This is a genomic window from Roseibium sp. LAB1 (genome assembly GCF_054658235.1).
The window spans coordinates 734,922-747,517 of sequence record NZ_BAAGIB010000001.1 but is presented as its reverse complement, the minus strand read 5'-3'; the positions used below and the strand labels follow the sequence as shown (position 1 = coordinate 747,517).

11 protein-coding genes are annotated in these 12,596 nt (G+C 59.9%); 2 read left to right on the top strand and 9 right to left on the bottom strand.

Annotated elements, in window-relative coordinates; all coding sequences use genetic code 11:
- Positions 1-77: 77 nt before the first annotated feature.
- Positions 78-203: a hypothetical protein gene (locus ACYQ54_RS03600; protein WP_460079421.1), complete on the bottom strand. Its 126-nt coding sequence runs from the start codon at positions 201-203 to the stop codon at positions 78-80.
- Between the two features lie 191 nt (positions 204-394).
- Between ACYQ54_RS03600 and ACYQ54_RS03595 the strand changes: the two genes are divergently transcribed.
- A complete protein-coding gene (locus ACYQ54_RS03595) occupies positions 395-1,726 on the top strand; it encodes a cyclic nucleotide-gated ion channel (RefSeq protein WP_460079420.1) in 1,332 nt (443 codons plus the stop codon).
- A 5-nt stretch (positions 1,727-1,731) separates the two neighbouring features.
- On the opposite strand, the gene ACYQ54_RS03590 is transcribed toward ACYQ54_RS03595, so the two are convergent.
- The 6 genes from ACYQ54_RS03590 to ACYQ54_RS03565 all read right to left on the bottom strand — a co-directional run bounded on the left by ACYQ54_RS03590 (position 1,732) and on the right by ACYQ54_RS03565 (position 6,434).
- The gene (locus ACYQ54_RS03590; protein ID WP_460079418.1) at positions 1,732-2,169 is read right to left on the bottom strand and encodes a hypothetical protein; all 438 of its coding nucleotides are present in this window, start codon (positions 2,167-2,169) and stop codon (positions 1,732-1,734) included.
- Between the two features lie 164 nt (positions 2,170-2,333).
- On the bottom strand, positions 2,334-2,969 hold the full coding sequence (locus ACYQ54_RS03585; RefSeq protein WP_460079416.1) for a glutathione S-transferase family protein: 636 nt from the start codon (positions 2,967-2,969) through the stop codon (positions 2,334-2,336).
- Complete coding sequence (locus ACYQ54_RS03580) at positions 2,969-3,772, bottom strand: ABC transporter permease (protein ID WP_460079415.1); 804 nt, start codon at positions 3,770-3,772, stop codon at positions 2,969-2,971. Before ACYQ54_RS03580 ends, ACYQ54_RS03585 begins: the two co-directional genes overlap by 1 nt.
- On the bottom strand, positions 3,769-4,377 hold the full coding sequence (locus tag ACYQ54_RS03575) for an ABC transporter ATP-binding protein (RefSeq protein WP_460079413.1): 609 nt from the start codon (positions 4,375-4,377) through the stop codon (positions 3,769-3,771). The genes ACYQ54_RS03580 and ACYQ54_RS03575 overlap by 4 nt, the downstream gene beginning before the upstream one ends.
- A gap of 146 nt (positions 4,378-4,523) precedes the next feature.
- Positions 4,524-5,741, bottom strand: coding sequence for an NADP-dependent isocitrate dehydrogenase (locus ACYQ54_RS03570; RefSeq protein WP_460079412.1), 1,218 nt, complete (start codon positions 5,739-5,741; stop codon positions 4,524-4,526).
- A gap of 252 nt (positions 5,742-5,993) precedes the next feature.
- Complete coding sequence (locus tag ACYQ54_RS03565) at positions 5,994-6,434, bottom strand: Rrf2 family transcriptional regulator (RefSeq protein ID WP_460079410.1); 441 nt, start codon at positions 6,432-6,434, stop codon at positions 5,994-5,996.
- Between the two features lie 131 nt (positions 6,435-6,565).
- On the opposite strand from ACYQ54_RS03565, the gene ACYQ54_RS03560 reads away from it, so the two are divergent.
- Positions 6,566-7,987: an MFS transporter gene (locus tag ACYQ54_RS03560; RefSeq protein ID WP_460079409.1), complete on the top strand. Its 1,422-nt coding sequence runs from the start codon at positions 6,566-6,568 to the stop codon at positions 7,985-7,987.
- Between the two features lie 84 nt (positions 7,988-8,071).
- On the opposite strand, the gene ACYQ54_RS03555 is transcribed toward ACYQ54_RS03560, so the two are convergent.
- Positions 8,072-9,259 carry a hypothetical protein gene (locus ACYQ54_RS03555; protein ID WP_460079407.1) on the bottom strand — a complete coding sequence of 396 codons (1,188 nt, stop codon included), beginning with the start codon at positions 9,257-9,259 and terminating at the stop codon, positions 8,072-8,074.
- A gap of 297 nt (positions 9,260-9,556) precedes the next feature.
- Complete coding sequence (locus tag ACYQ54_RS03550; protein WP_460079405.1) at positions 9,557-12,451, bottom strand: AAA family ATPase; 2,895 nt, start codon at positions 12,449-12,451, stop codon at positions 9,557-9,559.
- Between the last annotated feature and the right edge of the window lie 145 nt (positions 12,452-12,596).

Below are 12,596 nucleotides of genomic sequence, written 5' to 3'. Positions count from 1 at the left end.
AGACGGTGGAGGGTGCTGGTTGTTTGGTGGTTCGGAGCGGTTCAACCAAGGTAGCCCCTGGTCGCCTGCCAGTTGGTTCAGTTCAGCAGAGCGGTGATCGCCAGTGCAGCGGCCGCGACGAATGTCGAAACCAGCAACATCTTGAGCACGATGTGATGGGGCGTCGTTTCGGCGGCGCGGACCTTGTCTGTGTCGATTGTCATGGTGTCCTCCTTGAAACCGGTTGCCTATTCAAGAAGATGGGGTCTGCGGCAAATTAACCCAATCACGATCGGGTCACCCCTGTGCACAGCTTCGTGCTACGCGGGAAGGGCTGTTGGCGGGGAGGGCTTTGTCGTAGCCTGTCTTTCCGCTATTCATGAATATGCGAGCAAAATCAGAAACGGGGGGCTCGGTGTCCGGCCACGAATTCAAACGGGCGCTCTATGAGGTGCTTGAGGACACAGGCAAACGCCGCATCGGCGCGCGTGTGCTGCGGAACTTCCTGATCGTCCTCATCCTGATCAACATCGCGCTTGCGGTGCTGGAAACCGTGCCGGAAATCCGCGACATCCTGAGCACGCACCTGCGTCTGATCCAGTTGGGCAGCGGACTTGTCTTTCTGGCCGAGTATGTCATGCGTCTTTACGTGGCCGATCTCCACCCACCGTTGCGCCGTTACGGGCCGGTGTTTTCAAGGCTGCGCTATGCGATCCAGCCGGACGCGATCATCGATCTGATCGGGGCCTTGCCGCTGTTGTTCGTGGTGTTCCTGCCCAATCAGGCGGTCACGATGGTCGTCATCCTGAGGCTGCTGCGCTTCCTGAAGCTGGCCCGTTATTCACCGGCGTTGCGTTCGTTGATTTCCGCCGTCGGCAACGAGCGCAGGGCGCTGCTTGGGTCGAGCATGATCATCTTCGGGGTTATCCTTATGGCCGCCACCTTGATGTATCTGATCGAGCATGACGACCAGCCGGAAAAGTTCCGAAGCATTCTGCACGGCATCTATTGGGCGATTACCACCGTGACGACCGTCGGCTATGGCGATGTCGTGCCGGTCAGCAACCTTGGCAAGATGGTGGGAGGCATCGTCATGCTGATGGGCTATGGGCTCATCGCCTTGCCGGTGGGCATCATTGCCTCCGCATTCGCCCGCGAAATCCATAGCCGTGACTTTGTCGTCACATGGTCGATGGTGGCCCGTGTGCCATTGTTCGAGGATCTGAAGGCAACCGAGATCGCCGAAGTGTCGAAGCTGCTGCAGTCTCTGCGGGTGCGCAAGGGCGGCACGATAGCCGACAAGGGCGACGTTGCCGACAAGATGTATTTCATTGCCGATGGCGAGGTGGAAATTCGCCTGCAGCACGACACGGTTTATCTTGGCGAAGGCAGTTTCTTCGGCGAACTGGCGCTGATCAACCAGACGCCAAGGACCGCGAAGGTGGTAGCCTACAAGGACTGCCAGCTTCTGGTGCTGGAAGCTGAAGCCCTGAAACACCTGATGGACAGGGACGAGGGGCTGGCCAAGAAAATCATGGAGGAGGCCCGAGATCGCGTGGCCGCCGGCAAGCGTGTGCTGGGGGAACTGGCGGAAGAGGAATTGCAGCAGGCAGGCGTGTTCGCCTCGTCGGAGGGCGCCGAGCAGGAGCCGGAGCTCTTCCAGGGGGACAAGCCCCCGGAAGAGGCCGACACCGAAGAAGACGCTCCGGAAGATGCTGCCGACAGGGAGACCGATCGGGACCGTTAGGCCGGTCAGTAGGGCGTCAGGCCACGGGGCACTTGCGCGTAAAGCGGATCGCCCTGCCAGAAGACATCCGTGGGGCCGACGACAAAGTCGACCAGGTTCCATCGGTTGAACTGGAAACGCAGCAGCGCGAAGGTGACGAGACCGTCCATGTACTCCGCCTGCGAAGCAAAGGTCGTTCGGGAAAGGTCGATGACGCCGCCACCGGGGCGTTGCGGTGACACCTGAACAAAGGCCCAACCGTGACCGGAGCGCATCCAGTTGACCACGAATTCGACCGGAGGACCGACCCTTGCTTCCATCATCGGACGCACCGCGTCGAGTATGTCCTTGCGTTCGGCCGTGCCGCGCGCGGGCTCATGGACGGATTGTGCCGATGCGCCCAAACCGGCGCATGCCAGCAAAAGACAGCTCAAGAAAACAATCGCAAGCTTCTGAAATTTCATCAAAAATATCCTTTCTTCAGAAAATGATTCAAAGGCGGTGTGCTCTGGAACGGATCTGGAAATCGAGCAATGTGAGGCGATCCAACATTATCAAGATTACCCGGGATTAGCCGTGAGGACAGGCAAAAGACCTGCGGCATTTGCCTGTTGTCATGACACTTGCGCTAAGGGCTCGCCGGTTCGCTCATCCTGAAACTGTCCCGTTCCTTGAACCTCTGCAGCCAGGCGAACAGTCTGGGTGCGGAGCGCAGTAACAGCCGGCCTTCGTCCGCTGCCTCGAACAGGGTCAACATCGGGGCTGCATGGCAGTCGGCGAGGGTGAGTTGGTCACCCATCAGAAACGGGCCATCCGCAACAAGCGACTCCAGAGCGGTGACAATTGTCCGGGCGGGGCCGAGTGCGGAGGCGATCTTCACCTCGTCGGCGGGGGCGCCCTTTCGGGTTTTCGAAACCCGTTCGACATAGATGTCCCAGACCAGGGTTTTGTAGGCCTGACTGTCGAGGATGGATAAGAACTGGGTCATGCGTGCCCGCGGTCGAGGCGATCCGGGCTGGAGCGGTGGTCCGTCGAAAGCTTCATCGACATAGCGCAGGATGGCCGCTGTCTCGTAAAGCGTGAAATCATCGTGTTTCAGCGCCGGGATCTTGCCGAAAGGCTGCAGCTCGAGATAGCTCGCCGGTGGCCCGCCGGGGGCAAACACGTCGATCGGGATGAGCTTGAAAGCGACCCCTTTTTCGAAAAGCGCCAACCGTGCGGAGCGCACGTAAACCGAATAGTCGGCACCATAGAGTTCTATCATCAGGACCCTCCGTTCAAACGATCGAGACGCAACCGGTCCCGACTGTCAGTCAAGCGCCACAGGCTGCCAAAGGTTGCGCCAAGGACGCCGAGGCCGGTAGCGCCCCCCAGCAGGAACATGATCATGAGCTGGTATTTTACTGCTTCGCGCGGGTCTACGCCGGACAGGATCTGGCCTGTCATCATGCCGGGCAGCGACACGACGCCAGTGGCCGCCATGGCGTTGATGATCGGTGTGAACCCGGCCCGCAGCGCCTGCCGGGCGAAAGGGCGTGTCGCCTCCCAGCGGGTTCGCCCCAGCAGCAACTGGGCTTCGACTTCCCGGCGGCCACGAGCAAGTGCAGTGTGGAGCGTGTCGAGGCCGAGACTGACACCGGTCATGGTGTTGCCGAGCACCATACCAAAGAGCGGCAGCGCATATTGCGGCATCCAGAGCGGGTCGGGCCGGATGAGGCCTGCCAGGGCATAAACCGTGACCAGGGTTCCTGCGACCAGCATGGCGGCAGCACCAAGCCCCGGACCCCAGAAACCGGCCAGTCGCCGGTCCTGCCGGGCCCAGATTTCGCGGCCGGCAAAAGCCAGCATCACGGCGGCGGCCAGCAGTGTCCAGAGCAGAGACCCGGCAAGGAAGATTGCCTTCAGCACTAGCCCAACCAGGATCAGCTGCACACTCATTCTCAGGGCCGAGACGATGAGCGTCCGGGTGAGACCGAGATCCAGAACAATGGAAAAGACTGCGTTCAGAAGCAGAAACACCGATGCCGCCACGAGATCCCAGTAAGTGAGGGCGAGATAGCCGGTCATGAGGCAGGCTCCTGGGTGTTGGCTGCTCTCAGGCTGCCTTTCTCCATGACGAAGCACCTGGCGCCGAGACGTTCCGGCTGGCCGGGGTCGTGACTGACGATAAGCAGGGCGCGATTGGCTGCAAGCTGGTGTTTCAGAAGGGTTTCGACAAGCTTTACAGACGGCGGGTCCAACGCGGAGGTGGGTTCGTCCAGAAGCAGCACCTGCGGCGCGGCCTGGAGCGCACGCACAAGCGCAAGGCGCTGGCGTTCGCCGGTGGAAAGCCGGGAGACTTCCCACGGCAACGCATCGGCAAGGCCGACCTGCTGCAGCAGAACGGGGAGATCGTCAGTTTGGGTAAAATGGTCCCGGACACGATCCGCCCACCAACCGCTTTCCGCGGGCACATAGGCAACCTTGCGGCGCCATTCCGGGGCGGGAATGCTCTCGCGTTCAGTACCCTCCAGTGCGACATGGCCGGTGCTTTCGTCCAGATCGGCAATTGCCCTGAGGAAAAGAGATTTTCCGGCACCGGACGGACCGGACATTGCAACGGCTTCGCCGGCATGCAGGGACAGGTCTATCGGTCCGATCAGAGGCGTTTTCAACTCGCGGATCGTCAGCACCCGTCCTCTCCTCTGGTTTCCGGCCAGGTGAGCCTAGCGCGGGGAGGGGGCCGGGACAATCGGGTGGTTGACGTGTTGTCGCCCAAAACCGGAACACCGCGAACCATGTCCGCGGTGTTGTCGTGAATGCCTTTGAAGGCGGACCGTCAGAGTGCGGCCATGGCTTTTGCCAGGTTCTCGTCGATCTTGTCGAGGAAGCCGGTGGTGGTGAGCCAGGCCTGGTCCGGGCCGACGAGCAGGGCGAGGTCCTTTGTCATATGGCCGGATTCCACCGTGTCGATGCAGACCTTTTCCAGCGTCTGGGCAAACCGGGCAAGCTCCTGGTTGTCATCGAGCTTGGCCCGGTGGGCGAGGCCGCGGGTCCAGGCGAAGATCGAGGCAATCGAGTTGGTCGACGTACTCTCGCCCTTCTCGTGCTGGCGATAGTGGCGGGTAACCGTGCCATGGGCGGCTTCCGCCTCCACGGTCTTGCCGTCCGGGGTCATCAGTACGGAGGTCATCAGGCCAAGCGAGCCAAAGCCCTGGGCAACCGTGTCGGACTGGACGTCGCCGTCATAGTTCTTGCAGGCCCAGACATAACCGCCCGACCATTTGAGTGCAGAGGCGACCATGTCATCGATCAGCCGGTGTTCGTACCAGATGCCGGCTTCTGCGTACTGGTCCTTGAATTCGGCGTCGTAGATTTCCTGGAACAGGTCCTTGAAGCGGCCGTCATAGGCCTTCAGGATCGTGTTCTTGGTGGAAAGGTAGCAGGGCACTTTCCTGGTGAGCGCGTAGTTCAGCGACGCGCGGGCAAAATCGCGAATCGAGTCGTCGAGGTTATACATCGCCATGGCAACACCGGCGGACGGTGCGTCATAGACCTCGTGCTCGATCACCTGGCCGTCTTCACCGGTGAAGGTGATTGTCAGCTTGCCCTTGCCGGGGAAACGGAAGTCGGTGGCGCGATACTGGTCGCCGAAGGCGTGACGGCCGACGATGATCGGCTGGGTCCAGCCGGGTACCAGGCGCGGCACGTTCTGCATGATGATCGGTTCGCGGAAGATCACGCCGCCAAGGATGTTGCGGATCGTACCGTTGGGCGAGCGGTACATGCGCTTCAGGCCGAATTCTTCCACCCGGGCTTCGTCCGGCGTGATGGTGGCGCATTTGACGCCGACGCCGTGTTCCTTGATGGCGTTTGCGGCATCCACCGTGATCTGGTCGTCGGTCTCGTCGCGCTTCTGGATCGACAGATCGTAGTAAAGCAGGTCGATGTCGAGATAGGGATGGATCAGCTTGTCCTTGATGAAGGCCCAGATGATCCGGGTCATCTCGTCGCCGTCAAGCTCGACGACAGGATTGTCGACTTTGATCTTTGCCATGGAACGCATTGCCTCGCAGGTCTGGAAAAAGGGAAGGCGAAACGGAAATCTGAACGATACAAGTTGTACCGGATTTCTATTGTGTGCGCTTGTATACAATGCTGCAGCGCAAGGCAAGAGGCCTGCTCATTTCGCCCTGGAGATTGCGTTCCTTGATTTCACCCGGTTTTGCGCCAGGTGTCTGCACTCAGTTTTTGCACCCAAGGTTTTCACCCTGAGTTTTTATCAAGTGTTTTCTGACGTGGATTGGAGTCACCGCTTTTCCTGCGCGTGGCGGATTTCCTGCGCATGCGGCCTGACCAGATCCGCCACGGTTACCTGCCCAAGCTTTTCATGAAACGTTTCCCGCGCAGCTTCCAGCGCGGCTGAGGTCGCCCGGTTGGCGGCCTGTTCCAGAAGACAGGTGGGAGCGTCGCCGGACTGGCCTACGGCGAAGAGCTGTGGCGAGCCGAGGGCGGAATAAACCTCGGCCAGAGAGATACTGTCCAGGTTCTTGGCCAGCACCCAGCCACCACCGTGGCCCTTGGTGGCGCCGACGAAACCTGCTTCGCGCAGGCCAGCCATGGTGCGCCGAACCAGCGATGGATTGGTGTTGAGCATCTTTCCGATCTGGTCGGACGTTACCGGCTCCTCTGTCTGGTCCAGATGCAAAAGCACGTGAAGAACGCGGGGCAATCGACTGTCGGTTCGCATGGAAGTCTCCGTTTGGCAAACCTTATGCCGGATTCGCATACGTGACAAATCAAGACACATGAGATTGACGAGCCTGATTATGTAACTTTATAAGTAACGAAATAAGATTCACGTTATTCCGGGAGTTCCGAATGTCGCTCTTGCTCAACGATACGACCAGGGAGAAGGGCAATCGCTGGGCAGCGCTCGCTGCGCTCTACCTTGCCATGTTCATGAATATTCTCGACGTGTCGGTGGTCAATCTGGCGTTGCCGTCAATCCGTCAGGGGCTCGGAGCCACGGATACACAGCTTGAATGGGTTCTGGTCGTCTATGTGCTGGCCTTTGCCGCCGGGTTGCTGCCATTCGGCCGTTTCGGAGATGTTGTCGGCAGAGGCCGGGTGTTCCGCTGGGGTGTCGCCGGATTTACCGTCAGTTCGCTGGCATGCGGATTGGCGCCCGACATCACCTTCCTGATTGCCAGCCGGGCGCTGCAGGGGCTTTGTGCGGCGATGATGGTGCCTCAGGTACTTGCCATCGTTCACGTGATCTTCCCGGTGGAGGAAAAAGGCAAGGCCATCGGTTTATTCGGCTCCGTCAGTGCGCTTGGTGCGGTTGCCGGACCGCTGGTCGGCGGAGTGATTGTGGCTGCAGATATCTTCGGGCTGGGCTGGCGACCTATCTTCCTGATCAACCTTCCCATCGGGCTGATTTCCTTCGTTGGGGCGCATCGCTTTCTGCCGCATCTTGAAAACGAAAACCGAGCGACGCCGGATTGGGCGGGAACGCTGCTGTTTGCCGTTGCTGTGCTGGCGTTGGTGTTTCCGCTGGTGGAAGGCAGGCAATTTGGATGGCCGGTCTGGTGTTTTGCCTTGTTGGGCCTGAGTGCCGTTCTGGCCGTGCTGTTCTTTCGACTGCAGCAGCGCAGGGCGCGTCTCGGCAAAGCGCAGCTTCTGCCAGTGCTGTTGACGCAGGACAGGGTATTTGTCGGCGGTGTTACCTTTGTCGCGCTGTTTTTTTCCGGCCTTGCCGGTCTGTTCTTCATGATGGCGCTCTTCCTACAGGCAGGCCTTGGATTGTCGCCGATGACAGCCGGGCTCATCCTGGCACCGCATCCGGCGGGCGTAATGCTCGCTTCCGCGCTGACGGGCCGGTTCGGCACCCGGCTTCAGGCGCTGCGGATCAGCCTTGCCATGCTTGCCGTGCTTTGCGGACTGGTTGCGGTATGGCTACTCGTAGCCGGTGGCGTATCCCCAGGGGTGCTGTCGGGACCGTTCCTCATTGTCGGTCTTGGAACCGGAACGGCGATCCCGGCCTTGTTTCAGCTTGTGCTGTCACGGGTTTCCGGGCCGGATGCGGGAGCAGGTTCTGGAGTTCTCCAGGCCTTTCAGCAGGTCGGCATGGCCCTTGGTATCGCGGTTCAGGGCCAGATCTTCTTTCAGGTTCTGGCGGAAGGTCGCGATGAAGCCCTTTACCGGGATGCCGCCGCCGCAACGCTGCTTTATCCGGCTGGTGTGTATGCGGTCCTTACACTGCTTGCCGTTGGTCTTGCTTGCAAAGTCAAAAGCAGATGAGCGGCAGGTTCATGCAATCTGCTATCTGGAGGATGGTCGACCTTCCCCGCCGGAGACCGCCGGGAAAGATCGGGTTACCGAGCATCAGCCAGCAATCAAACCGGGCTTCAGCTTCACGATGACCCTGACGACAGCGTCCGGATCGCGGCGTCCGGCTAACGGGTCATGATAGGTGAGCACGATCGTCGCCCCGGGAGCATCGAAGCGCGAGGGCGGGTTTTCCATGCTGGAGCTCTGCTGCTGGTGCAGGTCGAGCGCGGTGATGTCGAACAGCTCCGCGCATTCGCGAACCGTCGTGCGCTGGTTCTCGTAGGTGTCGCGGGCAATCGCCTGATAGCCGCCTGCCTTAAGGGCAGTGGTCGTCGGGACGGTGCCTTTGGCGGGATGAGCGGACTGCAACGGCAAGGCCTGTTTGGTGATTGTCGACGGGATCTGCAGGAGACGGCGGATCGTGAACCGGACTTCGGACTGCGGACACGGCACGATATGCGGATAGCAGTCGTGATAATAGGCGTTTACCAGCGAAGCGCGCAGGTTCTGCTCACTCAGCCAGCTGGCGCCCATGCCCGAATAATGCCGGGTGCCAAGCATGTCCCGGCCCATGTACATGGCATTGAGGCCCTGCCAGAACCCGTCGGGCTCCCAGTCAAGGTAGTCGTCCTTGTTCTTGAAGTACATGTAGTCGCCCGGGATCGGCGGATCCTGCAGCGATGCCTTTTCAGCCATGAATTCCGTCGCCGGATTGTCGGTCCATGGCCCGACCAGCATGGTGCCGAATTGCTTTGCTATGTCACTGAAACGGTCGGACCCAAGCCCGTTCAGCAGCCCCCAGAAAACGGTCAGCTGAAAGGCTCCGGCGCATTCGCCGCGGAAGGGCAACGTGTGTCCGTCCTTCGGCAGGATGGCGGCCAGAGCGTCTTCACCAACGACCTGTTGCCAGTCGGCGTCGGTTCCCCCGGGTGTTTCGAACGTCCAGTATTTGGAAACGCGGGCATCGTCCGTCGTACCCAGCCTCGCTTCAGGCCCGGTCGCAGGATCATAATAGTCACAATCGTAGACGCCGGATGTCAGAGCGGTCATCGAGGCGACGGCGCCGACCCGCAAAAGCAGGTCTTCCCAGAAATGCTTCAGCGAGGGAAATTCGATTGGCAGGGTTTGCGCGTGGGATGCGACGATGATCTCGTCTGCGATGCGGCCCTGAATGGTTTCCTTGTGATCGCTTCCGGCGAAATCGATCAGATCGAGCTTCAGTTGTGCGGTGTCGCGTATCATTTGGCCATCAATCAGAAGACCATGTTTCACAGGTGTCTGTATCGTCATATCTGCCCCCATCAACCCTCTTTCGCCTTTTAAGCGCATTGTCAGAATATGCAGCTATTGATTTAGATTTGATGACCGACGAGAAGCGGGCGTTTGTCTGCTGGTGCTTTGATTGGAAGGGAACCGCTTAGCGTGAGCCCCAATGAATGAAGCGACAGGGCACGGGAATTTGGGAGGCCGCGACAGCAAAGGGGTGGAGCAGGCCTTGTGCCCGATCAGGCAACTTGCCTTGACGACCACCAATCCGCCTCAAACCACTTCGTCTCCAGTCATGGAGCCGTAGCCGAGGTGGGTCAGAACGTTTGAAAGATGCAGGTCCGTGCCTGTCCGGCGGGCGTGGCTGGCCGATTTGTCGAGAAGCGTGCCCACCAGACGCCCGGCGTCCGGCCGGGTTGCACTTGCTGTGAGTGCAGACAGGCGCAGCAATTCGGCGTCGTAATAGCGCTCGCTGGATCTGCGGGTGAAACGGCGCACAGCAATCAGGCGCTCGCAGGCAGCGCCAGCATCTCCGCGTTGAAGATGGGCTTCGGCAATCCAGGCTTCCGCGTAGGGACGCGCCAGCACCGCCCCGGTGTCCAGATAGGCCTTCAAACCGTCCAGCATTCTGTCCAGTCCGGACGGATCGCCTGATGTGACGTGAGCGCGGCCGAGATTGATCTCAGCCTGGGCAAGCTGCTGCGCGAAACCCTGCTTTCGGCTGAGGGAGGCTGCGGCCAGAGCATGGCTTTCGGCTTCGGCGGAATTGCCCAGGAAGTTATGGGTGGTTGACAGGAAACAGCTGCTGAAGGCCTGGCAGAAGGCGTGGTCCGACAGGAGGGCGGCCGTTTCCAGAGACAGCGCGTTGTTTCGCAAGTCGTCCGGGCGGTCCATCAGAGCGTAGCACCAGCTCAGATAGGACCGTGCCAGAATACCGAGATCCAGGCTGTACTTGGTGATCATCTCGTCGAAATCGGCAGCCATGGCAGCTTCCACCGAAGACAGCAGCAACTGTTCGGCTTCAACCAGATTACCGACATAGAAGGATCCGACGCCGGCCATGTAAAGACCGGCAGAGACCTCCAGGCCGTTCTGTCTTGCCCGGGCAATGCGCAGGAAATCATCGCTGAGCGTCTTGGCAAAGGCGATGTCCGCCTGGACGATATGCGCACCCCAGAGGCCCCAAAGCATTTGCAGCATTTCCGGCGAACCGGTCTTGTTGGAGGTCAGGGTACGCGCGCGGGTATAGACCTCATGTACTTCGTTGGAGGCAAAGCCGTGATTGGTGATCAGTTGCGGCCCCAGGAGCAGCAGGAAACGGCTGACCGCGAGATCCCTTTCGGCCGTGTTTCCAATGTTCTGTGCCAGCTCCAGCGCCTTTTGAAAGTAGCGCCCGGCTTCCCGGTGGGCGGCAACGCGAACGGCCTCGACACCGGCAACCTCCAGATATTCAAGCGCGGCCGGGATGTTGCCGGCGTGCTGAAAATGTCGGGCAATGACTTCTGCGGCGACCGGTGGATAGCGTCCCGGAGCTGCGGTAAGCGCTTCGACGACACGCGCGTGATAGCGGCTACGTACCGTCGGCTCGATGGACTGGTAGGCAAGGTCCTGAACCAGACTGTGCTTGAACTCGAACAGACCATCTTCAGGAGCGCCGACCCGGTAGACCAGATTTGATCGTTGAAAGCTCTCCAGCTGCGTTTCCAGCACCTCTTCGGGCAATCCGGTGACCCCGGCCAGCAACGGGATGCTGAACTCCCGACCGATAACGGCGGCGACAAGCAGAATGTCCCCGTTGCCTGCAAGATGCGACAGCCGGGCCGCAAGGGTTTCCCTCAAGGATGCAGGAATGAGATTTTCCGCTCCCTGTTCGAAAAAATTGCTGCCACGTTCGCACGCGATGTTCATCAGCTCTTCCAGAAAGAGCGGGATGCCGTCGCACCGGTGGACGATGGTCTCTAACTGGACATCCGTCATGTCGGACGGACGCAACAGGTCCGCCAGTGCCCGGGCTTCGGGCTCGGGCAGATGGTCCAGCCGGCAGACGGCGTTGACGGAGCTTTCCAGATGCTCAGGACCAGAACCGGGACGTTTGCTGACCAGGGACAGAATCCGGCTGTTGCCAAGTGCGCCATGGAGCGCAGTGATCAGCTGCAGTGTGCTGGGGTCCATCCAATGGGCATCCTCGAAAACGAGAATGACCGGATTGACATCCGCGAGTTGCCGAAAGCAGGAGACAAGAGTTTCGACCGGATTGTCCGCTGCGACATGCGGCTGTGTGACGTGGCTGTCGATGCCGCCGCCCTTGAGTACGGCGCGCAAGTTGGCACTGTCGCGCAGGGTGTCGAGGCCGAGGTCATTCAGAAAATTATGGATGACAGTGCTGAGCAAGGCCGGGCTTTGCATACCCTTGAGACCCAGAAACGAGTAAAGACCCTGCGCAACCGGAAAATAGGGGGTGCGCCTGTGGTGGGCGGAGCCTAGGAAACTGAGAACGAGCGGTTGATCCGCCTGAACCTTTTTCAGGAAGGCGTTCAGAAGGCTCGACTTGCCGATGCCCGGTTCGCCTTCAATGAGGATCGATTGCGCCAGGCCTGTCTTCGCGGTCGACCAGCTTTTCGCCAGAACGCGCAGTTCCTTCATGCGGCCCATGAAGAAACGGAGTCTCGTATCCCGATCACCAGTGTCGAAGCGTGTTGATGGAACGATTGCAGGAGACACTTCCCAGGCGGTTTCTTCCCCTTTGCCGAGCTGAACCTTTCGCGCCATGAAGTTGCTGCGAAAGAGCGCCCGTGCATCTGCCGAGACCAGCAGGACATTTCCCGGTGCATGCTGTTCCAGGTGTGAGGCGGCTTCGTAAACGGGGCCGGAAACGGCCCTGGGAGACATGTTCGGGCCGGAATCGAGACGAATGAAACCTTCGCCGCTGGCAATGCCGCAGCGTAAACGCGCCGGACACTTGAAACTGCTCCATTCGAAACTGCGAAGTATTTTCTGGGAAGCGAGCACTGTTCGCTCTGCATCCAGTTCGTGAGGTTGAGGCACCCCGAAGACAAGAACCTTCTGACCGCTCGGCAGATTGACGAGCTTGCCACCGAATTCGGAAGCGGCCACGGCGCATACGGTGGCGAACCGGCGGTCGAGAACCGCCAGGTGCTCCTCACTCATCTGGTTGTGCACTGCTGCCGGATCATCAAACCCGAAAACGGCAACGCTCAGGGACGCTCGGAACGAGCTGTGTGAACTATCAAGATCTGCTTGTAAATTACCGTTATCCGGAGACTTTTCAGTCTTCCGGGGCGATGGCGTCTTA

Bases quoted from the DNA above. Each gene is read 5' to 3' on its own strand.
- ACYQ54_RS03600 (WP_460079421.1), bottom strand. From the start codon at position 203: ATGACAATCGACACAGACAAGGTCCGCGCCGCCGAAACGACGCCCCAT.
- ACYQ54_RS03590 (WP_460079418.1), bottom strand. From the start codon at position 2,169: ATGAAATTTCAGAAGCTTGCGATTGTTTTCTTGAGCTGTCTTTTGCTG.
- ACYQ54_RS03585 (WP_460079416.1), bottom strand. From the start codon at position 2,969: ATGATAGAACTCTATGGTGCCGACTATTCGGTTTACGTGCGCTCCGCA.
- ACYQ54_RS03580 (WP_460079415.1), bottom strand. From the start codon at position 3,772: ATGACCGGCTATCTCGCCCTCACTTACTGGGATCTCGTGGCGGCATCG.
- ACYQ54_RS03570 (WP_460079412.1), bottom strand. From the start codon at position 5,741: ATGGCAAAGATCAAAGTCGACAATCCTGTCGTCGAGCTTGACGGCGAC.
- ACYQ54_RS03565 (WP_460079410.1), bottom strand. From the start codon at position 6,434: ATGCGAACCGACAGTCGATTGCCCCGCGTTCTTCACGTGCTTTTGCAT.
- ACYQ54_RS03560 (WP_460079409.1), top strand. From the start codon at position 6,566: ATGTCGCTCTTGCTCAACGATACGACCAGGGAGAAGGGCAATCGCTGG.
- ACYQ54_RS03555 (WP_460079407.1), bottom strand. From the start codon at position 9,259: ATGATACGCGACACCGCACAACTGAAGCTCGATCTGATCGATTTCGCC.
- ACYQ54_RS03550 (WP_460079405.1), bottom strand. From the start codon at position 12,451: ATGAGTGAGGAGCACCTGGCGGTTCTCGACCGCCGGTTCGCCACCGTA.